We start from the raw sequence: 21,390 nt of genomic DNA, 5'->3' as shown, positions 1-21,390 counted from the left end.
CCCCTGGAGCGTGCGCTTCGCGCTGCTCTTCCCGTTGTTGGGCGCGGGCCGGTGGCCGCTTCTCGGGGAAGTCCCCCCAAACCCCACAAAAAAACCCCCCCCCCCCCAGAGAAAGGGGAAGAGAAAAAAAACACACACCCCCCGCCCCTCCCCCCCCCTTTTGCGCCCCCCCCCCCGCGCCATGTCTGGAGGACCCAGCAGTGACGTACGACTTCGACACCGTCGTCGACCGGCGCGGCACCTGGTGCGTGCAGTGGGACGGCATCACGGACCGGTTCCCCGTGCCGGACCTGCTCCCGTTCACCATCTCCGACATGGACTTCCGGTCCCCACCGGAGGTGCTCGACGCCCTCACGGCGCGCATCGGGCACGGCGTGTTCGGCTACACGGACTGGCAGCACAACGACGACTTCCGCGGCGCGATACGCGACTGGTACCGCGACCGGTACGCCACCGAGATCGACACCGACCGGTTCGTGTACGGGCCGTCCGTGCTCAACCAGATCGCGCAGCTGCTGCGCATGTGGACCCGCGAGGGCGACGCCGTCGTCGCGCACGCCCCGACCTACGACGGGCTGCGCAAGTCCGTCACCGGGCTCGGCCGCGAGCTGCGCACCGTCGGCCTCGACGACTGGGCGGGCCTGGAGCGGGAGCTGGCGCGCCCCGAGGCCCGCGTGCTGTTCCTGTGCTCGCCGCACAACCCGACCGGGCACGTGTGGACCGACACCGAGCTGCGGCGCATCGCCGAGCTGTCGCGTGCGTACGACGTCGCCGTCATCAGCGACGAGATCCACTCCGACCTCACCCACGACGGCCACACCCATCTGCCGTGGACCCGCTACAGCGAAGCGGCCGGACCGCGCTGGGCGCTGGTCACCTCCGCGACGAAGTCCTTCAACTTCCCCGCGTTGACCGGCAGTTACGGCATCATCGGCGACCCGGACGAGCATGCCGAGTTCGTCCGCAGGATGGACACCGCCGAGGGTCTCGCCTCGCCCGCCGTGCTGTCGCTGAGCGCGCACATCGCCGCGTACCGGCACGGCGCCGACTGGCTCGACGAGCTGCGCTCGTACACGTACGGCAATCTGCGCCTCCTCGAAGAGCGGCTCGACGCGGCGTTCCCCGAGCTGAAGTGGCGGGTGCCCGAGGCCGGATATCTGGCCTGGGTCGACCTGCGGCCGCTCGGCATCCACGACGACGAAGAGCTTCAGCGGGTCCTCGTCGAGGAGGAGAAGGTCGCCGTGATGCCCGGCGGCACGTACGGGATGCCGGGCTTCGTGCGGCTGAATCTGGGCTGTCCGCGCTCCAAGGCGGAGGCCGGCGCGGAGGCGCTGGTCCGCGCCGTGGCGAAGGTGGCCGACCGGGCCGCCGGCTGACCCGGCACACTGGAGACCATGAGCCTTCACGAGAACCTGCTCGGGGGACCGCCCCCGACCCACCTGCCCGACGACCCGGAGCCCCGCGAGCTGCTCGCGGCCGACACCGCCCCCGCGGACGTCGCCGCGAAGTACCCGACCTCCTCGCTCGCCTGGGCGCAGCTCGCCGACGCGGCCTTCGAGAGGGGCAGCGTCGTGGAGTCGTACGCGTACGCCCGCACCGGCTACCACCGCGGCCTGGACTCCCTGCGCCGCGCCGGCTGGAAGGGCCACGGGCCCGTGCCGTGGGAGCACGAGCCCAACCGCGGCTTCCTGCGCGCCCTGCACGCCCTGGCCCGCGCCGCCGGTGCCATCGGCGAGCAGGCGGAGTACGAGCGCTGCTCGCAGTTCCTGAAGGACTCCTCGGCGACGGCCGCGCAGACCCTCGGCTAGGCGTTCGCGTTTCGTGGGGCCCGCCTGTGATCAGGCGGGCCTTGCCGTTTCGGGGGACGATTGTGAAGGATGCGAGGTGGGGACCGGGGCCCCGTGCCGGTAACGGCAGGGCGGACCGCTACCCGTAGTACGCAACAGGAGACAGCGATGTCCCACGACGCGGAAGCGATGCCGCATCTCGACTTCGCGGGCACCACGCCCTACGAGGACTACGTCCAGGCCGATGTCCTCACCCACCTCCAGACGCTGCGCTCGGACGATCCCGGCGAGATGGTCTTCCTGGTGACGACCCAGGTCATGGAGCTGTGGTTCACCGTCATCGTGCACGAGTGGGAGACCGCGAGCCGGGCTCTGGCCGACGACGACATACCCACCGCGGTCAACGCGCTCAAGCGCTCGGTGCGCGAGCTGGAGGCGCTGAACGCCTCATGGCGGCCGCTGGCCCAGCTCACCCCCGGCCAGTTCAACTCCTACCGCGCCGCGCTCGGCGAGGGCTCCGGCTTCCAGTCGGCGATGTACCGGCGCATGGAGTTCCTGCTCGGCGACAAGTCCGCGTCGATGCTGGTGCCGCACCGCGGCGCCCCGCGCGTCCACGCCGAGCTGGAGAAGGCGCTGCACGAGCCGAGCCTGTACGACGAGGTGCTGCGGCTGCTGGCCCGGCGCGGCCACGACGTGCCGCGCGCCGTCCTCGACCGTGACGTGTCGCGGCGTTACGAGCCGTCGCCGGAGGTCGAGGCGGTGTGGACGGCCCTGTACGCGGGTGACGAGAGCGCCGAACTCGCGCGGCTCGGCGAGGCGCTGAGCGATGTCGCCGAGCTGGTGTGGCGCTGGCGCAACGACCACCTGGTGGCGACCCGGCGCGCGATGGGCGCCAAGACCGGCACCGGCGGCTCCGCCGGGGTCGCGTGGCTGGAGAAGCGCGCACGAGGCAATGTCTTTCCCGAACTGTGGACGGCGAGGTCCCATGTCTGACCTGGAAGAGCGCGCGCGGGAGCTGGACGCCGCCGACGAACTGGCCTCGGTGCGCGAGGACTTCGTCCTTGATGACGTGGTGTACCTGGACGGGAACTCGCTGGGCGCGCTGCCCGCGAACGTGCCGGGCGCGGTCGAGGACGTCGTACGCCGCCAGTGGGGCGAGCTGCGCATCCGGTCGTGGAGCGAGTCGGGCTGGTGGACGGCGCCGGAGCGGATCGGCGATCTGATCGCCCCGCTGCTGGGCGCCGCCGCCGGGCAGGTCGTGGTCGGCGACTCCACCAGCGTCAATGTGTTCAAGGCGCTGGTGGGCGCGGTGCGCCTGGCCCCCGAGGGGCGCGACGAGATCCTGGTGGACGCGGCGACGTTCCCGACGGACGGCTACATCGCCGAGTCGGCGGCCCGGATGACCGGGTGCACGGTGCGGGCGGTGGACCCGGCGGCGGTGCCGGGCGCGCTCGGTCCGCGTACGGCGGCGGTGCTGCTCAACCAGGTCGACTACCGCACGGGCCGCCTCCACGACCTGCCGGGACTGACGGCGGCGGTCCGCGCGGTCGGCGCCGTCAGCGTCTGGGACCTGTGCCACAGCGCGGGCGCGCTGGAGGTCGGGCTCGACGAGCACGGCGTGGACCTGGCGATCGGCTGCACCTACAAGTTCCTCAACGGCGGTCCCGGCGCGCCCGCGTACCTGTACGTGCGTGCCGAGCACCAGGAGCGGTTCGACTCCCCGCTGCCGGGCTGGAACTCGCACGCCGAGCCGTTCGGGATGCGCGCCGCGTACGAGCCCGCCGACGGCGCGGTGCGCGGCCGGGTCGGCACCCCGGACATCCTGTCGATGCTTGCCCTGGAGGCGGCCCTGAAGGTGTGGTCGCGGCCGGACGTCTCCGTCGCCGCGGTGCGCGCCAAGTCCCTCGCGCTGACGGACTTCTTCCTGGAGTGCGTGCGCAGTTACGTGCCCGAGGGCCGGGTCGAGGTCGTGACCCCGGCCGCCCACGCCGAGCGGGGCAGCCAGGTCGCGCTGCGCTGCGCGGACGCCGGGGAGGTCATGGAGCGGCTGGTCGCGGCCGGTGTCGTCGGCGATTTCCGGGCGCCGGACGTGCTGCGGTTCGGGTTCACGCCGCTGTATCTCGGGTTCGCCGAGGTGGAGCGGGCGGCGCGGGTGCTGGCCGCCGAACTCAGCCGGACGGACTGACGTACACCCCGGCCTCGGCCGCCGCGACGGCCGCGGCGACGGCCCGGTCCGCGTCCGCCCCGGTGGGCGCGGCCCCGGTCGTCAGCATCCGGTAGTAGAGCGGGGCGGACACCGCGCGGACGACCTCGGCGGCGTCCGTCCCAGCGGGCAACTCGCCCCGGGCGACGGCCTCTTCGACGACCGGCGCCCACTCGGCGACCCGGACCTCGTAGAACTGTCCGAGGGCCTGCGCGGTGCGCTCGTCGCAGGTCGCGGCCGCGATCACCGCGCGGAACAGCGGGCCCTGCCGCGGGTCCGTCAGCGTGCGCCGCACCAGCCGGGCGTTGGCGGTCAGGTCGCCGCGCAGGGAGCCGGTCGCCGTGCGCGGCAGCGACTCCTCGGCCATCTCGGCCAGCAGATCGGTGACGAGGCCGGTGGGGGAGGACCAGCGCCGGTAGACGGTCGTCTTGCCGACCTCCGCGCGGCGCGCGATGTCGGCGAGGTCGAGCTTGGCGAAGCCCTCCTCCGCCAGGACGTCGCCCGCCGCGGCGAGCACCGCGGCACGGACCCGGGCGGTGCGGCCGCCGGGTCGGAGGGTGCCGGGTTCGGGTTCACTGCTCATGACAGCAGGGTAACGGAACCGCAGGACCGTTTATTCGGTTTATCTGGTGACTGTGCGTGTCGGCGGAGGTGATCTCCCTGGTAGCGTCCGCTTACCCCGCAGGTTCCGTGGCCGGTTCCGTTCGCCGGACCCCCTTGTGCTTCCGCGCGGGTTCTTTGCTGATCCCCCCTGTGCGCTGAGAGGTCGGAGCATGCCGGACGAAGCCGTCGCTCGCGAGAAGGCCGAGGAGACGTCGGCCTTCTCGCACCCCGCCGTCCCCCCGGACGTCACTGCCGCGTACGGCGATCACCCGGATCAGGTCGTCGACTTCTACGCGCCACGGGACGGGGCCGCTCAGGCGCCGCTGGTCGTCGCCCTGCACGGCGGCGCGTGGCGGGCACCGTACGACCGGGCGCATCTGAGCCCGCTGTGCGACTTCCTCGCGCGGCGCGGGTTCGCCGTCGCCAACGTCGAGTACCGGCGCGGCAGTTCTGTGCCCCACCAGGGCGCGAGCGGGCCGGTGGCGGGGCGCTGGCCGGAGACGTTCGACGACGTGGCGGCCGTGTTCGACGCGCTGCCCGCGCTGGCCGCCGAGCATCTGCCGACGGCGGACGCGCGGCGCGTCGTCGCCCTCGGGCACTCGGCGGGCGGCCAGCTCGCGCTGTGGGCGGCGGCCCGGCATGTGCTGCCCGAGGACGCGCCGTGGCACACCGGGGCCCCGGCGGCGCTGCGCGGTGTGGTCGCGCTCGCCCCGATCACGGACTTCGCCCTGGCCGAGGAGCTGGGGGTGTGCGGCGGCGCCGCCGGCCAACTCCTCGGCGGGGACGACGGGTTGTTCGAGCAGCGGCGGCCCTTCGCCGATCCGGCGCTGCTGCTGCCGACGGGCATCGCCACCACCCTCGTCCAGGGCCGCGCCGACACCACGGTGCCGTTCGCGCTCGCCGAGGCGTACGCCGACGCGGCGGCGAAGGCGGGCGAGGTCGTGGGCGTCACGTTCCTGGAGGGGGTCGGCCACTTCCCGCTGATCGACCCGGCGGCGGACGCGTGCGCGGTGGTCGCGGAGGAGATCGCCCAACTGGCCTGGTAGCGGCACCTTTTCGCCGGGTGTCGCCGGGTGTCGCCACCCCGGGTCGGCATACCGGGGTATGACGCGGGAGGGCCGAGTGATACCTGAGAGCCACGGGTGGATCTGGCTCCGTGGTGTGATGCCGACTACAGCGTGTGATCAATACCTTCCTTTCCAGAGGCGCCGGACGGTGGCGCCGGACGGAAGGGGCGGGTCATGGGCGGCCGGGTCTGGGTGCGGCGCTGGGCGGGGCGGCTGCGGCGGGCGGTGCTCGCCGCCCTCGTGACGGGCGCGGTCGTGGTGCCGGTGTCGGCCGCCGCGCACCCCGAGATCCCCGCCCCCGCGCCCGCCCGCCTTGCCCCGGTCACGGCCGCGTCCCTGGACACGGCGTACGCGGCGAACCGGGCCACGGCGGCGCGGGCTGCGTCTATGGCCGCGGACCACGGCGCCGCCGGGCGTGCCCGCGAACTGCGCGCGATGGCCTCCGGCGGCCGTACGTTCCTTCAGCTCGACCCGCGCGGACCGGGCCGCACCGCCGAGGTCTTCGGCGACCTGGCGCACGCCGCGCGGATCGCGGTCCTCGTCCCCGGCTCGGACACCTCGATCGACACCTACGGCCGGTTCCGCGCGGGCGCCCTCGCCCTGCACGAGAAGCTCGGAGCGCGGGCCGCGGTGGTGGCCTGGCTCGGGTACGAGACGCCGGGCACGGTCAGCACGGCGGTCACCACGACGACCCGCGCCGACCGGGCGGCACCCGAACTGACCTCCTTCGTCCGCCGATTGCACGCCGTGGCCCCATCCTCCGCGGCCGTCTCCCTCCTCTGTCACTCCTACGGGACGGTGGTGTGCGCCGCCGCCGCGCCGGACCTGCACGACGGCTCGGCCGTCACCGACCTGGCCCTCGTCGGCAGCCCCGGCACGGGGGCCGACAGCGCGGCGGACCTCGCCACCACGGCGACGGTGTGGGCGGCGCGCGGCGCGGACGACTGGATCGCCGATGTGCCGCACGTCCGGGCCGATGTCCTCGGCACCACGATCGGCTTCGGCACCGATCCGGTCTCCGCCGCTTTCGGCGCCCGGGTGTTCGCCGCGGGCGCCGGCGGCCACAGCGACTACTTCAGGCCCGGCTCCCCCTCCCTCGACAACCTCGCCCGGATCGCCGCGGGCCGCTACGCCGACATCACGGAGCCCACCCATGACTGAACTCCGCTTGTCCATAAGGTCGTTCACCCGCCGGGTCGACGCGGCCACCCCCGCGCACCGGGACCGCGCGGTCGACGCGCTGCGGGCCCTCGCCATCTGCGGTGTCGTCCTCGGCCACTGGTGCGTCACGGCCCTCGTGCCCGGTGGCGACGGCACCCTGCACACCGCGAGCCCGCTGGACGACATGCCGTGGCTCGCCCCGGTCTCCTGGCTCTTCCAGACCCTCGCCGTCTTCTTCCTGGTCGGCGGGCACGTGGCGACGAAGAGCCTCGCCTCGGCCCGGGAGCGGGGTGACACCTACGGGCGGTGGCTGCGGGCCCGGCTCGGCCGGCTGTTCCGGCCGGTCGCCGCCGTGCTCACGCTGTGGACGGTCGCGGCGGCCGGGATGCTGCTCGCCGGAGTCCCCCTCACCACGGTCCACACCCTGGGCAAGCTCGCGCTGTCCCCGATGTGGTTCCTGCTGGTCTTCGCCGGGCTGACGGCCCTGACCCCGCTCGTGGCCCGGCTGAGCCCACTGTGGCCGCTCGCCGTGGTGCTGCACGTGGACCTCATACGGTTCGGATTCGGCGGCCCGTCCTGGCTCGGCTGGATCAATGTCGCGGCGGGCTGGCTCGTCCCGTACACCCTCGGCGCCGCCTGGTCCCGCGCCGAGCCGGCCCGGCGCTCCGCGTGGACGCTGCTCGTCGGCGGGGCCGTGGCGACGGCCGGGCTGGTCCTCTGCGCGGGCTACCCGGCGTCGATGGTCGGCGTGCCCGGCGCGGCTGTCTCGAACCTGAACCCGCCGACACTCGCCGCGGTCACCTTCGGGCTGGCCCAGTGCGGGGGCGCCCTGCTCCTGCTCGATCCCCTGCGACGGTGGATGCGGCGGCCCGCGGCCTGGGCCGCCATCGCCCTCGCCAACCTCTCGGCGATGACGATCTTCCTCTGGCACCAGACGGCCCTGATGGCGGTCACCGCGTCGGGGTTGCTCGCCGGGCGGCTGCCCGGGCTGCACACGACTCCGGACTCGCTGGAGTGGGTTGCGGCGCGGGGCGCGTGGCTGCCGGTGTTCGGGCTCGGCCTCTTGGTGTGCTGGGCGGCGTTCCGGACGCACGAGCGGGGTGGAGCGGTGCGTGGGCGTGTGCGGGCCGGTGGGGCTTCTCGCGCAGTTCCCCGCGCCCCTGAAGCATGCGCTGCGCGCAGCTTCCCCGATGAGATGCCGCACGAAGTGCGCATCTCAGGGGCGCGGGGAACTGCGCGAGAAGCGGCCACCGGCCCGCGCATGACGAACGACCCAGGGGCGCGGGGCTGTGTCCATCAGCGGCTCCGCCACGGGGCGCGACCAGCCACGACGCAAGCCGCCCCCGGCCACGAAACAGATCGAGCCACGGCGGGTGGCAAGCGGCTGAGCCTAGGCTGGGCGCCATGAGTGACGGGGGCGGGGAGGACTTCGGGGCTGCGCTGCGTGCCCTGGGCCGCGACCTGAGCACGCTCGCCCCGATGCCGCTACAACCACTCACCGCCCCGCGATGGCTGCGTTGGGCGCCGCACCTGGTGGTCCTGTGGATCGCGCTCGGCACGACGCTGTCGAACATCGACCAGATCGGCATCCGCTACGGCCTGGGCGTCGCGCTCGGCACCTTCCTCGCCGCCGTACAGGGCGCCGCGATCCTGCTCGCACTGCGTCGGCCGGTACCGGCGTTCTGGCTGTCGCTGGCCGACATGGTCGTCGTCGCCGCGCTCGCCGAGCACCAGCTCACCCAGCAGTCGGCGCCGCCCGGCACCGAGTGGCCCTGGGCGGGCCCCGCGATCGTCGCGCACGCCACCGTGCTGATGCTCCTCGCGCTGCGCGCCCCGACCCGGGTGGCCGTCGTCGCGGCGGGCCTGAGCGCTCTGGCCGGGCCGCTGTTGCAGCGCACGGTGTCCGGGGTGGCCAAGTACTCCTCGACGACCGCCCTCTCGGCGATCGTGTTCGCGGTGATCGCCCTGCTCGGCATCGCGATACGCGGCCGCAGCGAGGCCCGCACCCGGCTCGTCGCGCAGGAGGAGATCACCGCGGAGGAGCGGGCCCGGCGCACGGTGCTGGAGGAGCGCGGCCGCATCGCCCGCGAGCTGCACGACGTGGTGGCCCACCACATGTCCGTCATCTCCATTCAGGCCCAGGTCGCCCCGCACCTGGTCAAGGACCCGCCGCCCGAGCTCCGGGAGAACCTGGACGGCATCAGACAGAACGCGCTGGACGCCCTCGCCGAGCTGCGCCGGGTCCTCGGAGTGCTTCGCGCGGACCCGTCCGACGGCCCCGCCGACGAGACGGACCCCGGCACCGCCGCCGCGCCCCAGCTCCCGCAGCCCTCCCTCGACCGGCTCGACGCCCTCGTCGCGGGCACCCGCGCCGCCGGGCTCGCCGTCACCACCCTGGAGACGGGGCGGCGGCGGCCCCTGGCGCCCGGCGTCGAGCTGTCGGCGTACCGGATCGTGCAGGAGGCGCTGAGCAACGCGCTGCGGCACGCGCCGGGTTCGCGGGTGGAGGTCGCCCTCGACCACGTCCCCGAAGGACTGCGGGTCCGTGTCACGAACACGGCGCCCGAGGGGCCGGTGCCGGACTCGCCCGGCGCGGGCCACGGCCTGCTCGGCATGCGGGAGCGCGCCGCGATGCTCGGCGGCACCCTGGAGTCGGGCCCGGTGCCGGAGACCGGCGGTTTCGAGATCCGCGCTTTTCTTCCCGCAGGAGGCAGTCGATGACCACCCCGCCCGTCCCGGCCACTCCACCCACCCCGGCCGCCTCGCCGATCCGGGTGCTGGTCGCCGACGACCAGATGATGGTCCGCCAGGGCTTCTCGGTGCTGCTGGACACCCAGCCCGACATCGAGGTCGTCGGACAGGCGGTGGACGGTCTCGACGCCCTCGCCAAGATCGCCGAACTCCGCCCCGACGTGGTGCTGATGGACATCCGCATGCCGGAGCTGAGCGGCATCGAGGCCACCCGGCGGGCCACGGCGTCCGACGCGGCGGTGCGGGTGCTCGTCCTCACCACGTTCGACCTCGACGAGTACGTGTACGAGGCGCTGCGCGCGGGCGCGTCCGGGTTCCTCCTCAAGGACGCCTCGGCGGACCAACTGGCCGACGCGGTGCGGGTGGTGGCGTCCGGCGAGGCGCTGCTCGCGCCCACCGTCACCCGCCGGCTGATCGCCGAGTACGCGCGCCTGTCGGAGGGTTCCGGCGGTGCGGCGCGGGCCGGGGCGCGGCCCGCCGAGCTGACCGAGCGGGAGACGGAGGTGCTGGTCCTCATCGCGCAGGGCCGGTCGAACGCGGAGATCGCGGGGGAGCTGGTGGTCGCCGGGCAGACGGTGAAGACCCATGTGGGCCGGATCCTGGTGAAGCTGGGCCTGCGCGACCGCACCCAGGCGGCGGTGTTCGCCTACGAGTCGGGTCTGGTGCGGCCCGGATCGGCGCCGTAGCGGACCCGGGTAGTACTCAAGGCGGACGCCATCGACCCGTCTGGCTGGGGACGACCCGGGCCGTGCGCGGCCCGTACGGTCGTGACATGACCGAGACGACCACCTCCACGGCTCCCAGAGAGCGCAGCCCCGAGTTCAGCTTCGTGCAGTCGGCGCTGCGGGGGCTGCGCGCGGACCTGTTCCAGGACGTGCGGGCGTACCGTCCGCTGCCCCGGATCTCCACCGACGGGCCGGTGGCCCAGCTGTTCCCGGAGCGGATGCGCGGCGAACTGGAGATTCTGCCGCACATCGTCATCGTGTGCCTGGCGCTGATCAGCCTGGCCGTCGGCGCGACGGGTTCCGCCGACGATGTCACCTCGCTGGTGGCGGGGCTGCTCGCGGCGGCGCCCGTCGCGCTCACCCTGGTACGGCCGGTGCTCGCCTGGTGGCTCTCGCTCGCGGCCGCCCCGGTCCTCGCCGTGGTGAGCGACAGCAGCTACCCGTGGGCGGGCGGCAGCATCCTGGCGCACACGGCGGTGATGGCGATCGTCGCCGCCCGCACCCGGCCGCGTACGGCGGCCTGGATGTGGGTGATCAGCGGGATGTACGGGGTGTTCGCCGGGGAGTTGTTCGGCGGCTGGTACCTCAGCGACGCCGTGCTGATGGCGCTGTTCTCCGGCATCGTGCTCGCCCTCGTCGTGCTGATCCAGGTCAACCGCACCACCAAGCGACAGGTCGTCGCCGAGCGCACCGTCACCGCCGTCGAGCGCGACAAGCGCACCCTGCTCGAAGAGCGCACGACCATCGCCCGCGAGCTGCACGACGTCGTCGCCCACCACATGTCGGTGGTGGCGATCCAGGCGGAGGCGGCCCCCTACCGCGTCGAGAACCCGCCGCCCGAGCTGGAGCAGGCCTTCGTCACGATCCGGGAGAACGCGGTGGCGGCCCTCACCGAGCTGCGCCGGGTCCTGGGCGTCGTACGGGTGGACTCCGCCGCGTACCCGACGGCGCCGGACGCGCCGCAGCCCACGCTCGCCGACCTCGACCGGCTCCTGGAGAACGTGCGGGAGGCGGGCCTGACCGTCACCAGGACCGTCACCGGCGCGGTCCGCGACCTGCCGCCCGGCGTCGAGCTGTCGGCGTACCGGATCGTGCAGGAGGCGCTGAGCAACACGCTGCGGCACGCGCCCGGCGCCGAGGCGACCGTCGAGGTGAGCTACGTCCTGGGCGGGCTCGGCCTGCGCGTCGTCAACGGCCCGGCCACCGGCCTGCGCAAGGCCTCGCCCGGCGCCGGGCACGGCATCACCGGCATGCGCGAGCGGGTCTCCATGCTCAGCGGCGAGATGACGGCGGGCGAGAGCGCCGACGGCGGCTACGAGATCACGGTCTTCGTGCCCGTCGCCGCCGCGCCGGAGGCCGACGCATGATCAAGGTGCTGATCGCCGACGACCAGATGATGGTCCGCGAGGGTTTCTCGGTGCTGCTGAACGCGATGCCCGACATCGAGGTCGTCGGCGAGGCGGTCAACGGCATCGAGGCGGTCGCCCGCGTCCGCGACCTGAGCCCCGACGTCGTCCTGATGGACATCCGCATGCCCGAGATGAACGGCATCGACGCGACCCGGGAGATCGCGGCCGCCGCGTCGGCGACGAAGGTGCTCGTCCTGACCACCTTCGATCTCGACGAGTACGTGTACGAGGCACTGCGCGCCGGCGCCTCCGGGTTCCTGCTCAAGGACGCCTCCGCGCGCCAACTCGCCGACGGTGTCCGGGTGGTGGCGTCCGGCGAGGCGCTGCTCGCGCCGTCCGTGACCCGCCGTCTGATCACCGAGTTCTCGAAGCTGTCCGACACCCCGAAGCTTCCGGCGGCGCAGAACCCGGGCGCGTACGGCGAACTCACCGACCGCGAGACCGAGGTCCTCGTCCTCATCGCGCAGGGCCTGTCGAACGCCGAGATCGCCGAGCGCCTTGTCGTCGCCGAGTCGACGATCAAGACCCATGTCAGCCGGATCCTGGTGAAGCTCGGCCTGCGCGACCGCACCCAGGCGGCGGTCTTCGCCTACGAGGCCCGACTGGTGACGCCCGGTTGATCCGGTCGTGCGGCTCCGAGCCGCACTCCTCCGGGACCGGTGCACGTTCTTTTCCGGTTGTGCGAAAATCCCGGCCATGCAGCCACTGGATCCCGACGACCCGTCCCACATAGGCCCGTACCGGCTGCTGGGCAGGCTGGGAGTGGGCGGCATGGGCCGGGTGTTCCTCGCCAGGTCCGCCACGGGGGGCACGGTGGCCGTCAAGGTCGTCAGACCCCAGCTGGCCGAACTGGACGACTTCCGGAGACGGTTCGCGCGGGAGGTGCGGGTCGCGCAGCGCGTGGACGGCCGGTGGACGGCAGCCGTCCTCGACGCGGACACCGAGGCCGCGACGCCGTGGGTCGCCACGGCGTACGTTCCCGGGCCCACCCTGTACGCCGTCGTGCGCGGCGACTTCGGCCCGCTCCCGTCCGCCTCCGCGCACACCCTCGCCAACCGGATGGGCCTCGCGCTGCGGGCCATCCACGGCGCCGGTCTCGTCCACCGCGACCTCAAGCCGTCGAACGTGCTGCTCACCACGGACGGCCCCCGCGTCATCGACTTCGGCATCGCCTACGCGGCGGGCGCCGCCGCCGACTCCTTGCACACCCCGACCGGGACGCTGCTCGGCTCGCCCGAGTTCATGTCGCCCGAGCAGGTGCGCGGGGATCCGGTCTCCGCCGCCAGTGACGTGTTCGCGCTGGGCTGCGTGCTCGCGTTCGCGGCGACCGGGCGTTCGCCGTTCGACGCCGACGGGGCCGGGGCGCACGCGGTCCTGTTCCAGGTCGCCTACGAGGACCCGAAGCTGGACGACGTGCCCGAGGCGCTCAGCGATCTCGTACGGGGCTGCCTCGCCAAGGATCCGGCCGACCGGCCGAGCGTCGACGACGTCGTCGGGCTGACCCGGCACGCGCCGCCGGGCGGCTGGCTGCCGCCCGCGCTCCTGGAGCGGCTCGACCTGACGGCGGAGCAGTCCGTGCCCACCTCACCGCGCCGGCTGGGAACCGCGGGACCCGCATCGGAGGTCATGAACACGCGGACGGTCACCACCGACCGCGCCGCACCGCCTGCCGCCCAGGAGACCGCCATGCAGCCCGCCCGAAGACGCCGCGTCCGCCCGCTCACCCTGACCGCCGCCGCGCTGGCGCTCGGTGCGGTGGCCCTCGCGACGTCGCAGATCGTGCAGAAGGCCAACGACGAGCCCGCGCCCCCGTCCGCTGGCGCCGGTGAACTGCGCAGCGTCGCGGCGTCCGGTGACGACTTCGCGGGCGGGTGGACCTCGATGCTCGACGAGAGCGAGGCGCTGTTCATGATGCGCATCGACATCCCGGCCGGTGCCGTACGCGGCGACAAGGTGCCCTTCCTCTCCGGCCGCGCGAACCTGCTGTGCTCCGGCGAGGCCGAGGTGACCTCCCGCAAGAAGAACCAGATCACCGTCGGCGAAGCGCGGGTGGAGAAGACCGAGTCCGGCGCGGGCGAACCGTCCACCTGTTTCCCGGACCACGTCACGCTCACGCACTCGGGCACCGAGGTCATGTGGCAGCAGAGCGAGAGGAGCTTCGTCCAGATCGACCGGGCGACCCCGCTCTCGCGGCCGGTGCCCGCGGCCCTCACCGGCGCCTGGCGCGGCCACGAGGGGACCCTGCGGATCCGTGCGGGCCGGGCCGGCGCGCCCGTCGTCACCGGCACCCGCGCGTCCGACGGCTGCACCTGGTCGGCGGCCCTGATGACCCTCGACCCGGCGTCCGGCAGCGGCCCGGGGGAGATCTCCGTGGCCCCCGCCGTCGCCACCGAGTCCGGCTGCACGCCCCCGCGGGCCGCCTACCGCTTCTACCGGGACGGCGACGAACTGGTCGCCTACCGCATGGACAAGAAGGGCGACGAGCACTTCACCCGCGTGAGCTGACCGCCGTGTGCCTCGAGGGGAAGCTGCGCGCAGCGCATGCTTCAGGGGCGCGGGGAACGGCGCGAGAAGCGGCCACCGGTCGGCAGACGACGAATTTCAGGGGCGCGGGGAACGGCGCGAGAAGCGGCCACCGGTCGGCAGACGACGAATTTCAGGGGCGCGGGGAACGGCGCGAGAAGCGGCCACCGGCCCGCAGACGACGAACAACCCAGGGGCGCGGGGCTGTGTCCATCGGCGGCTGCGCCACGGGGCGCGACCAGCCACGACGAAACCCGCACCCGCCCACCCGGAGCGACCCGGCAGACGAAAGAGCCCTACCCGCACCCCGACCCCGGGTACTAACGTCACGCCATGAACGACACGGCCCCCTTCGACCCCTGGTCCCCGGCCTTCCTGGCCGACCCGTACCCCGCGTACGCGGAACTCCGCGCGAGAGGCCGGGTCCACCGGTTCGAGCCCACGAACCAGTACCTGATCCCGCACCACGCCGACGTCTCGGCCCTCCTCAGGGACCGCCGCCTCGGCCGCACCTACCAACACCGCTACGCCCACGAGGAGTTCGGCCGCACGGCCCCACCGCCGGAGCACGAGCCGTTCCACACCCTCAACGACCACGGCATGCTCGACCTGGAACCGCCGGACCACACCCGCATCCGCCGCCTGGTCTCGAAGGCGTTCACCCCGCGCACGGTGCAGCGCCTCCAGCCGTACGTGGAGAAGCTGGCGTCCGACCTGGTGGCCGGGCTCGTCGCGGACGGCGGCGGCGATCTGCTCACGGCGGTCGCCGAACCCCTCCCCGTCGCGGTCATCGCCGAGATGCTCGGCGTGCCCGAGGCCGACCGGGCCCCGCTGCGCCCCTGGTCGGCGGCGATCTGCGGGATGTACGAGCTGAACCCGCCGGAGGACGTCGCCCGCGCCGCCGTACGCGCGTCGGTGGAATTCACGGAGTATCTGAGGGAGTTGATAGCCCAGCGGCGCAAGGACCCGGGCGACGACCTCGTCTCCGGGCTGATCGCGGCGTACGACGACGGCGACCGGCTCACCGAGCAGGAGATGATCTCGACCTGCGTGCTGCTCCTGAACGCGGGCCACGAGGCCACGGTCAACTCGACGGTGAACGGCTGGGCGGCCCTCTTCCGCCACCCCGAGCAGCTCGCGGCCCTGCGCGCCGACCACTCCCTCGTGCCGTCCGCCGTCGAGGAGCTGATGCGCTACGACACCCCGCTCCAGCTCTTCGAGCGCTGGGTCCTGGAGGACATCGAGATCGCGGGCACCACTGTCCCGCGCGGCTCGGAGGTGGCCCTGCTCTTCGGCTCGGCCAACCACGACCCGGCCGTCTTCACCGACCCGGACCGCCTGGACCTGACCCGCGCCGACAACCCGCACATCTCTTTCTCGGCGGGCATCCACTACTGCATCGGCGCGCCACTGGCCCGGCTCGAACTCGCCGCGTCCATGCGGGCGTTGCTCACCCAGGCGCCCACGCTGCGGCTCGCCGCCGAACCGGTCCGCAAGCCGAACTTCGTCATCCGGGGTCTGGCGGGCCTTGCCGTCGAGGTCTGAGCAGCCGGTGCAGCAGGAGCCCGCCGAAGGTGCCGGCGACGATGCCCCCGATGAGGCAGACGGGCAGCGCGAGAGAGACGAGCCGCCAGTCGGGGCCCGTCTCGAACCGGTGCACGCGCCCCTCGGTGAGCCCCATCCACACGGCGAGCCCGAGGCCGAGCCCGGCGAGAGCGGAGAGACAGCCGGCGGTGGCTTGTGTGCGTTGGCCCATGCCCCTACGGACGATGAAACCTTTCTGCAAGGTTCCCGGGGCCGGGCTCGGGCACGGCGCGGGACCCCGGCACGGCTCAGCCGGACAGGTCCCGCCGTCGCAGCCCGGCGAGCCCCGCCGCCACCAGGACCGCCGCGATCCCGGTCAGCACCAGGACCGGCCCCCACTCCATCGCCCCGCCCGGCATCTTCGGCAGGTGTCCGAAGGGGGAGAGGTCCAGGACCGCCCGCGGCAGATCGAGCGCCGGGCCGATCCAGCCGAGCAGCAGCGCGGCGCCCGCCACTCCCCAGCCGCCGCCGACGGCGGCCCGCGGCGCGAGACCGTAGAGGAGGACCGCCACCGCGCCGAGTGTCCAGACGGCGGGGAGCTGGACCAGGCAGGCGGCGAGGACCGGGCCGAGATCGTGCCCGTACCCCGCGGCCAGGCCGAGCCCGCCGAGCAGCATGACGAGCGCCGCCCCGGCGAAGGCGATCGTCAAGTGCCCCGCCGCCCAGCGCAGTCGGCCCACGGCGCCCGACAGCACCGGCTCGGCGCGCTGGGAGGTCTCCTCGGCGTGCATCCGCAGGACCGCCTGGACGACGTACAGCGCGGCGACCATCCCGAGCATGCCGGTCATCCCGGCGAGGAACGCGTCCGTCAGCCCCGACTGGCCGCCCATCCGCTGGATGATCTCGCGGGTGTTCGCGTTGTCGCCGACCAGTTCCGTCGCCCCGTCGGTCACCCCGCCGAGCACCGCGCCCGAGGCGAGGAACGCCAGCGACCAGCCGACGACGCTGCCGCGCTGCAACCGCCAGGCCAGCGCGGACGCCGAGCCGAGCCGCCCGCGCGCCGGTCCCGGCCGCGACGGCCAGAAGCTCATGCCGATGTCACGCCGCCCGGCCAGGACGTACGCCACCGCGCCCTGGACGCCCGCGGCGGCCGCGAACAGCAGCAGGACCCACCAGCGTTCCCCGGCGTAGGCGCGGGTGTTCTCCAGCCAGCCGATGGGGGAGAGCCAGGTCAGCACCGACGAACCGTCCGTGCTGCCCGCGTCACCGGCCGCCCGCAGCACGAACGCGGCGCCGAGGAGGCCCGTGCTCAGCCCGCGGGCGAGCCGCGCGCTCTCGGTGAACTGGGCCACGATCGCCGCCAGCGTCGCGAACACCATCCCGGTGCCGCCCGTCGCGAGGCCGAGGGCGAGCGCGCCCGCGAACCCCGAGTCGGCGGTCAGCGCCATGCCCGCCGTGATCAGCACGGCGACCGCGGCATCGGCGACGAGCGCGGCGAGCAGCGCGGAGGTGAGCGGCGCCCGCCGGCCCACCGCCGCCGCGGACACCATCTCCTGCCGCCCGCTCTCCTCCTCGTCACGGGTGTGCCGTACGACGATCAGCACGCTCATCGCCGCGGCGAACAGCCCCGCGTACGCGCCCACCCGCCAGACGGTCAGCCCGCCCAGGGAGTCGTCGAGCGCCGGGCCGTACAGGGCGCGCAGCGAGCCGTTGGCCCGCATCGTGGTCAGCACCCCGGCCCGCTCGGCGGCCGTTCCGTACAGGCCCTTCAGCGTGCTCGGCATGGAGATCACGGTCAGTGCGACGACGTAGACCCACAGCGGGAGCATCAGCCGGTCGCGGCGCAGGGCGAGCCGCACCAGCGTCCCGGTGCCCGCGACGGCGGTCATCGGGCCGTCTCCTGGTAGTGCCGCAGGAACAGCTCTTCAAGGGTGGGCGGGGTGCTGGTCAGCGACCGCACGCCCGCACCGGCCAGGGACTTCAGTACGGCGTCGAGTTGGTCGGTGTCGACCTGGAGCCTGACCCGCCGTCCCTGGACGTCGAGGTCGTGGACGCCGGGGAGGGCGGCCAACTCGGGCGTCTCGCCCGCGAGTTCGGCGGTGATGCTGGTCCGGGTCAGGTGCCGCAGTTCGGCGAGTGTGCCGCTCTCGACGGTCTGTCCGTTCCTGATGATGGAGACCCGGTCGCACAACTCCTCGACCTCGCTGAGGATGTGGGACGACAGCAGCACGGTCTGGCCGCGCTCGCGGACGGCCTCGGCCACGTACGACTGGAAGACCTCCTCCATCAGCGGGTCGAGCCCGGACGTGGGCTCGTCGAGGATGAGCAGATCGGTGCCGGCCGTGGCGAAGGCGGCGACGAGGGCGACCTTCTGCCGGTTGCCCTTGGAGTACGTGCGGCCCTTCTTGGTCGGGTCCAGCTCGAACCGCTCGACGAGCTCGGTCCGGCGCTTCGCGTCGAGCCCGCCGCGCAGCCGCCCGTACAGGTCGATGACCTCGCCGCCGCTGAGGTTGCGCCACAGGGTCACGTCGCCGGGGACGTACGCGACCTTGCGGTGCAGTTCGACGGCGTCGGCCCACGGATCGCGGCCGAGCATCTGCACGGCTCCGGCGTCGGCGCGCAGCAGTCCGAGCAGCACCCGCAGGGTGGTGGACTTGCCCGCGCCGTTCGGCCCGAGGAAGCCGTGCACCTCGCCGGTCTCGACGTCCAGGTCGAGGCCGTCGAGGGCCTGGGTCCTGCCGAACGACTTGCGCAGGCCGGAGACCGTGATTGCCTTCGTCATGTTTTTGAAAGTACGCTGGTTTCACAAATTTGTGAAGTTAAGGAAACGTATAAACTCCGAGGCATGGACCGGGACATGGATACCGACACGGACAAGGGCACGGGCACGGCAGACGCGGCGGGGCGGGCGCGGGCCCGTTTCGTCGAGCGGTTCGCGGCGCAGCTCGTCGAGGCCGGCATGACCCGGATGCCCGCACGGGTCTTCGCGGCGCTGCTCGCCTCCGACTCCGGCGCGCTGACCTCGGCCGAGCTGGGGGAGCGGCTACAGGTGAGCCCGGCCGCCGTGTCGGGGGCCGTGCGCTATCTGACCCAGCAGCACATGGTCACCCGGGAGCGCGAGCCGGGGACGCGGCGGGATCTGTTCCGGGTGCACGACAACCAGTGGTACGAGACGCTCACCAGCCGCGACAGCGTCCTCAAGCGCTGGGAGGACGCCCTGCGCGAGGGAGCCGACACCATCGGCGCCGACTCCCCCGCGGGCCGGCGCCTCACCGAGACGCTGGCCTTCTTCGAGTTCGTCCAGGACGAGCTGGCCGGAATGATGGAGCGCTGGCGGGAGCACCGCAAGACGCTCGACCTGGACGGGCCCCCGTCCGGGCCGCCTCGCTAGGGATCAGGACTGCGGGGACGGGGCGAGGTCCGCGGTGACCTGCTCGGCCGCCGTCGCGGCCGGTGCCTTGCGGTACGGGATCGTCAGCGTGATCAGCGCGGCGACCACCGCGACGCCGCAGCCGAGGAGCATGCCGGTGCGGAACGCGTTCTCCGACGGCAGGGTGACCGGGCCCAGCTTCATCGTCATCTGGGCCAGTACGACACCGATCACGGCCGCCGACACGGAGGTGCCGATGGAGCGCATCAGGGTGTTGAAGCTGTTGGCCGCCGCGGTCTCCGACTGCGGCACGCCGCCCATGATCAGTGCGGGCATGGCCCCGTACGCGAGGCCGACGCCGGCGGTGATGACGCACATCGCGACCATCAACTGCCAGGCGGCGCCCATCAGGAAGACCGAGACGCCGTAGCCGGCCGCGATCACGACCGTGCCGAGCAGCAGCGTCAGCTTCGGCCCGTGCTTGCCGGTGAGCTTTCCGCCCAGCGGCGCGACGACCATCATCATCAGGCCGCCCGGCATCATCCACAGGCCCATCGCCATCATCGACTGCCCGAGCCCGTAGCCGGTCGCCTTCGGCAGCTGGAGCAACTGCGGCACGAGCAGCGACGAGGCGTACATCGCGAAGCCGACGACGACCGAGGCCGCGTTGGTCAGCAGCACCTGCGGGCGGGCCGTGGTGCGCAGGTCCACCATCGGCTCGGTGGTGCGCAGCTCCCACAGGCCCCAGCCGACGAGGACCACGACCGCGGCGGCGAACAGGCCCAGCGTGGTCCCGCTGCCCCAGCCCCAGTCGGCGCCCTTGGACACGGCGAGCAGCAGGGCCACGAGTCCGACGCCCAGACCGGCGGCGCCCGCGTAGTCGAAGCCGCCGGCGGTCTCCCGGCGCGTCTCGTTGTCCGGTACGACGACCTTGTAGAGCACGCCGATGACCACGCTCAGCGCGGCCGACACCCAGAACAGCACCCGCCAGCTGCCGTAGTCCGCGATGGCGGAGGCGAAGGGCAGGCCGAGCGCGCCGCCGATGCCGAGCGAGGCGCTCATCAGGGCGATGGAGGTGCCGAGCTTCTCCGGCGGTACGAGGTCGCGCAGCAGGCTGATGCCGAGCGGCACCAGACCGACGCCGAGGCCCTGGAGCGCACGGCCGGTGATCATCGTCGCCAGGTTCGTGGAGAGCGCCGCGACGACCGAGCCCAGGACCAGCGGCACGGTCGAGACGAGCAGCATCCGCCGCTTGCCGTACAGGTCGCCGAGGCGGCCCATGATGGGCGTGGCCACGGCGGCGGCGAGCAGGGTGACGGTGGCCACCCAGGTCGCGTTCGACGGGGAAGTGTCGAGGATCGTGGGCAGTTCGCCGAGCAGCGGCACGACCAGCGTCTGCATGATCGAGGCCACGATGCCGCCGAAGGCGAGGACGGCGACGATGCGCCCGGAGCCCGCGGCTTCGGGCTTGCTTGCTTCCATGACTGACGGTGCTCCTTGTCGGTGGTTCCCTCCACGGTTTCCGCGCGCAGGGCGTATGCACCATACAGCCAATGTGCATGGTGCACAACGTATGTATGACACACATCTCGCGTGATATACCTGCTGGGCAGGGCAGGTGCGAGAAAGCGAAGGTGGACAAGGTGGGCAAGGCCGGCGAGGCGGACAAGGGCACGGGCAAGGGTGAGACCACGCGCCGGGTCGAGTTCGAGACCATGCTGCTCGGTCGGCACGGCTACCTGTTCGGTCCGCGCGCCAGAGGCGCCGACTGGCATCTCGACCGCAGCGCCTACATCCTGCTCACCCGCATCCAGATGGTCGGGCCGATGTCGATCGGCCAGCTCAGCGAGGCGACGGGGCTCGACGCCTCTACGCTCAACCGGCAGACGGCGGCCATGATGCGCGCCGGGCTCGTCGAGCGGATCCCGGATCCGGACGGGGGGATCGCCCGGAAGTTCCGGATCACGACCGAGGGCGGGAAGTTCCTCGACGACGACCGGGCGCGGTATCTCGGGGTGCTCGAAGGGCTCATGGAGGACTGGAGCGAGGACGAGGTCGCCGATTTCGCCACCGCCCTGCACCGCTTGAACCGAGCGATCGAACGCCTGGACGGCCGCCCTTGGCCGAGGCCCTGACCTTCGCTGTCCGGCGTTGTCGTTCGTCTGCGGCTCCGGTGGGGCTTCTCGCGCAGTTCCCCGCGCCCCTGAGGCAGGCGCTTCGCGCCGCCTCCCCTGATGAGATGCCGCACGAAGTGCGCATCTCAGGGG

Annotated in this window: 19 protein-coding genes and 1 pseudogene; 15 read left to right on the top strand and 5 right to left on the bottom strand. The window is 73.2% G+C overall.

Annotation, left to right across the window (positions count from 1 at the left end):
- The first annotated feature begins 200 nt into the window (after positions 1 to 200).
- The 4 genes from ACFVDP_RS26845 to kynU all read left to right on the top strand — a co-directional run bounded on the left by ACFVDP_RS26845 (position 201) and on the right by kynU (position 3,972).
- Positions 201 to 1,376 (top strand): MalY/PatB family protein, encoded by a 1,176-nt coding sequence (locus tag ACFVDP_RS26845; RefSeq protein ID WP_383494636.1) that lies wholly within the window; start codon positions 201 to 203, stop codon positions 1,374 to 1,376.
- An 18-nt stretch (positions 1,377 to 1,394) separates the two neighbouring features.
- Entirely contained in the window at positions 1,395 to 1,808 is a 414-nt protein-coding gene (locus ACFVDP_RS26840; RefSeq protein WP_383494633.1) for a DUF3151 domain-containing protein, read from the top strand.
- A gap of 147 nt (positions 1,809 to 1,955) precedes the next feature.
- Positions 1,956 to 2,780 carry a tryptophan 2,3-dioxygenase family protein gene (locus ACFVDP_RS26835; protein WP_383494629.1) on the top strand — a complete coding sequence of 275 codons (825 nt, stop codon included), beginning with the start codon at positions 1,956 to 1,958 and terminating at the stop codon, positions 2,778 to 2,780.
- On the top strand, positions 2,773 to 3,972 hold the full coding sequence (kynU, locus tag ACFVDP_RS26830) for a kynureninase (protein WP_383494624.1): 1,200 nt from the start codon (positions 2,773 to 2,775) through the stop codon (positions 3,970 to 3,972). Before ACFVDP_RS26835 ends, kynU begins: the two co-directional genes overlap by 8 nt.
- Here the strand turns inward: kynU and ACFVDP_RS26825 are convergent.
- Complete coding sequence (locus ACFVDP_RS26825) at positions 3,956 to 4,573, bottom strand: TetR/AcrR family transcriptional regulator (protein ID WP_383494621.1); 618 nt, start codon at positions 4,571 to 4,573, stop codon at positions 3,956 to 3,958. The genes kynU and ACFVDP_RS26825 overlap by 17 nt on opposite strands.
- A 190-nt stretch (positions 4,574 to 4,763) precedes the next feature.
- Here ACFVDP_RS26825 and ACFVDP_RS26820 point away from each other — a divergent pair, with 190 nt between their 5' ends.
- The 9 genes and pseudogenes from ACFVDP_RS26820 to ACFVDP_RS26780 all read left to right on the top strand — a co-directional run bounded on the left by ACFVDP_RS26820 (position 4,764) and on the right by ACFVDP_RS26780 (position 15,774).
- Entirely contained in the window at positions 4,764 to 5,639 is an 876-nt protein-coding gene (locus tag ACFVDP_RS26820) for an alpha/beta hydrolase (RefSeq protein WP_383494618.1), read from the top strand.
- A gap of 195 nt (positions 5,640 to 5,834) precedes the next feature.
- Entirely contained in the window at positions 5,835 to 6,821 is a 987-nt protein-coding gene (locus ACFVDP_RS26815; RefSeq protein WP_383494615.1) for an alpha/beta hydrolase, read from the top strand.
- Positions 6,814 to 7,995 (top strand): annotated as a pseudogene (locus ACFVDP_RS26810) (acyltransferase); the annotation flags it as partial. The gene ACFVDP_RS26815 and the pseudogene ACFVDP_RS26810, both read left to right, overlap by 8 nt.
- 230 nt (positions 7,996 to 8,225) lie before the next feature.
- On the top strand, positions 8,226 to 9,542 hold the full coding sequence (locus ACFVDP_RS26805) for a sensor histidine kinase (protein WP_383494612.1): 1,317 nt from the start codon (positions 8,226 to 8,228) through the stop codon (positions 9,540 to 9,542).
- Positions 9,539 to 10,258, top strand: coding sequence for a response regulator (locus tag ACFVDP_RS26800; protein WP_383494609.1), 720 nt, complete (start codon positions 9,539 to 9,541; stop codon positions 10,256 to 10,258). The genes ACFVDP_RS26805 and ACFVDP_RS26800 overlap by 4 nt, the downstream gene beginning before the upstream one ends.
- A gap of 86 nt (positions 10,259 to 10,344) precedes the next feature.
- Positions 10,345 to 11,664: a sensor histidine kinase gene (locus ACFVDP_RS26795; RefSeq protein ID WP_383494606.1), complete on the top strand. Its 1,320-nt coding sequence runs from the start codon at positions 10,345 to 10,347 to the stop codon at positions 11,662 to 11,664.
- Positions 11,661 to 12,326, top strand: a complete 666-nt coding sequence (locus tag ACFVDP_RS26790; protein WP_383494603.1) for a response regulator — start codon at positions 11,661 to 11,663, stop codon at positions 12,324 to 12,326. The genes ACFVDP_RS26795 and ACFVDP_RS26790 overlap by 4 nt, the downstream gene beginning before the upstream one ends.
- A gap of 76 nt (positions 12,327 to 12,402) precedes the next feature.
- Positions 12,403 to 14,211: a serine/threonine-protein kinase gene (locus tag ACFVDP_RS26785; protein WP_383494600.1), complete on the top strand. Its 1,809-nt coding sequence runs from the start codon at positions 12,403 to 12,405 to the stop codon at positions 14,209 to 14,211.
- A 351-nt stretch (positions 14,212 to 14,562) separates the two neighbouring features.
- Complete coding sequence (locus ACFVDP_RS26780) at positions 14,563 to 15,774, top strand: cytochrome P450 (RefSeq protein WP_383494598.1); 1,212 nt, start codon at positions 14,563 to 14,565, stop codon at positions 15,772 to 15,774.
- Here ACFVDP_RS26780 and ACFVDP_RS26775 read toward each other — a convergent pair.
- The 3 genes from ACFVDP_RS26775 to ACFVDP_RS26765 form a co-directional block, all read right to left on the bottom strand.
- On the bottom strand, positions 15,737 to 15,985 hold the full coding sequence (locus ACFVDP_RS26775) for a hypothetical protein (RefSeq protein WP_383494595.1): 249 nt from the start codon (positions 15,983 to 15,985) through the stop codon (positions 15,737 to 15,739). The genes ACFVDP_RS26780 and ACFVDP_RS26775 overlap by 38 nt on opposite strands.
- 76 nt (positions 15,986 to 16,061) lie before the next feature.
- Entirely contained in the window at positions 16,062 to 17,642 is a 1,581-nt protein-coding gene (locus tag ACFVDP_RS26770) for an ABC transporter permease (protein ID WP_383494593.1), read from the bottom strand.
- The gene (locus tag ACFVDP_RS26765; RefSeq protein WP_383494590.1) at positions 17,639 to 18,535 is read right to left on the bottom strand and encodes an ATP-binding cassette domain-containing protein; all 897 of its coding nucleotides are present in this window, start codon (positions 18,533 to 18,535) and stop codon (positions 17,639 to 17,641) included. Before ACFVDP_RS26765 ends, ACFVDP_RS26770 begins: the two co-directional genes overlap by 4 nt.
- 75 nt (positions 18,536 to 18,610) lie before the next feature.
- Between ACFVDP_RS26765 and ACFVDP_RS26760 the strand changes: the two genes are divergently transcribed.
- The gene (locus ACFVDP_RS26760) at positions 18,611 to 19,144 is read left to right on the top strand and encodes a GbsR/MarR family transcriptional regulator (protein WP_383494587.1); all 534 of its coding nucleotides are present in this window, start codon (positions 18,611 to 18,613) and stop codon (positions 19,142 to 19,144) included.
- A 3-nt stretch (positions 19,145 to 19,147) separates the two neighbouring features.
- Here the strand turns inward: ACFVDP_RS26760 and ACFVDP_RS26755 are convergent, their stop codons facing one another.
- Positions 19,148 to 20,605, bottom strand: a complete 1,458-nt coding sequence (locus tag ACFVDP_RS26755; RefSeq protein ID WP_383494584.1) for an MFS transporter — start codon at positions 20,603 to 20,605, stop codon at positions 19,148 to 19,150.
- Between the two features lie 233 nt (positions 20,606 to 20,838).
- On the opposite strand from ACFVDP_RS26755, the gene ACFVDP_RS26750 reads away from it, so the two are divergent.
- Complete coding sequence (locus ACFVDP_RS26750; protein ID WP_383495166.1) at positions 20,839 to 21,258, top strand: MarR family winged helix-turn-helix transcriptional regulator; 420 nt, start codon at positions 20,839 to 20,841, stop codon at positions 21,256 to 21,258.
- The last annotated feature ends 132 nt before the right edge of the window (positions 21,259 to 21,390 follow it).

The organism is Streptomyces sp. NPDC057694 (assembly GCF_042799415.1).
In the GTDB taxonomy this organism is placed as follows: Bacteria; Actinomycetota; Actinomycetes; order Streptomycetales; family Streptomycetaceae; genus Streptomyces.
Note: the sequence above shows the minus strand (reverse complement) of the source record. Positions and strands in the feature narration are given on the sequence as shown.

Bases quoted from the DNA above. Each gene is read 5' to 3' on its own strand.
- ACFVDP_RS26840 (WP_383494633.1), top strand. From the start codon at position 1,395: ATGAGCCTTCACGAGAACCTGCTCGGGGGACCGCCCCCGACCCACCTG.
- ACFVDP_RS26835 (WP_383494629.1), top strand. From the start codon at position 1,956: ATGTCCCACGACGCGGAAGCGATGCCGCATCTCGACTTCGCGGGCACC.
- kynU (WP_383494624.1), top strand. From the start codon at position 2,773: ATGTCTGACCTGGAAGAGCGCGCGCGGGAGCTGGACGCCGCCGACGAA.
- ACFVDP_RS26825 (WP_383494621.1), bottom strand. From the start codon at position 4,573: ATGAGCAGTGAACCCGAACCCGGCACCCTCCGACCCGGCGGCCGCACC.
- ACFVDP_RS26820 (WP_383494618.1), top strand. From the start codon at position 4,764: ATGCCGGACGAAGCCGTCGCTCGCGAGAAGGCCGAGGAGACGTCGGCC.
- ACFVDP_RS26815 (WP_383494615.1), top strand. From the start codon at position 5,835: ATGGGCGGCCGGGTCTGGGTGCGGCGCTGGGCGGGGCGGCTGCGGCGG.
- ACFVDP_RS26805 (WP_383494612.1), top strand. From the start codon at position 8,226: ATGAGTGACGGGGGCGGGGAGGACTTCGGGGCTGCGCTGCGTGCCCTG.
- ACFVDP_RS26800 (WP_383494609.1), top strand. From the start codon at position 9,539: ATGACCACCCCGCCCGTCCCGGCCACTCCACCCACCCCGGCCGCCTCG.
- ACFVDP_RS26795 (WP_383494606.1), top strand. From the start codon at position 10,345: ATGACCGAGACGACCACCTCCACGGCTCCCAGAGAGCGCAGCCCCGAG.
- ACFVDP_RS26790 (WP_383494603.1), top strand. From the start codon at position 11,661: ATGATCAAGGTGCTGATCGCCGACGACCAGATGATGGTCCGCGAGGGT.
- ACFVDP_RS26785 (WP_383494600.1), top strand. From the start codon at position 12,403: ATGCAGCCACTGGATCCCGACGACCCGTCCCACATAGGCCCGTACCGG.
- ACFVDP_RS26780 (WP_383494598.1), top strand. From the start codon at position 14,563: ATGAACGACACGGCCCCCTTCGACCCCTGGTCCCCGGCCTTCCTGGCC.
- ACFVDP_RS26775 (WP_383494595.1), bottom strand. From the start codon at position 15,985: ATGGGCCAACGCACACAAGCCACCGCCGGCTGTCTCTCCGCTCTCGCC.
- ACFVDP_RS26770 (WP_383494593.1), bottom strand. From the start codon at position 17,642: ATGACCGCCGTCGCGGGCACCGGGACGCTGGTGCGGCTCGCCCTGCGC.
- ACFVDP_RS26765 (WP_383494590.1), bottom strand. From the start codon at position 18,535: ATGACGAAGGCAATCACGGTCTCCGGCCTGCGCAAGTCGTTCGGCAGG.
- ACFVDP_RS26760 (WP_383494587.1), top strand. From the start codon at position 18,611: ATGGATACCGACACGGACAAGGGCACGGGCACGGCAGACGCGGCGGGG.
- ACFVDP_RS26755 (WP_383494584.1), bottom strand. From the start codon at position 20,605: ATGGAAGCAAGCAAGCCCGAAGCCGCGGGCTCCGGGCGCATCGTCGCC.
- ACFVDP_RS26750 (WP_383495166.1), top strand. From the start codon at position 20,839: ATGCTGCTCGGTCGGCACGGCTACCTGTTCGGTCCGCGCGCCAGAGGC.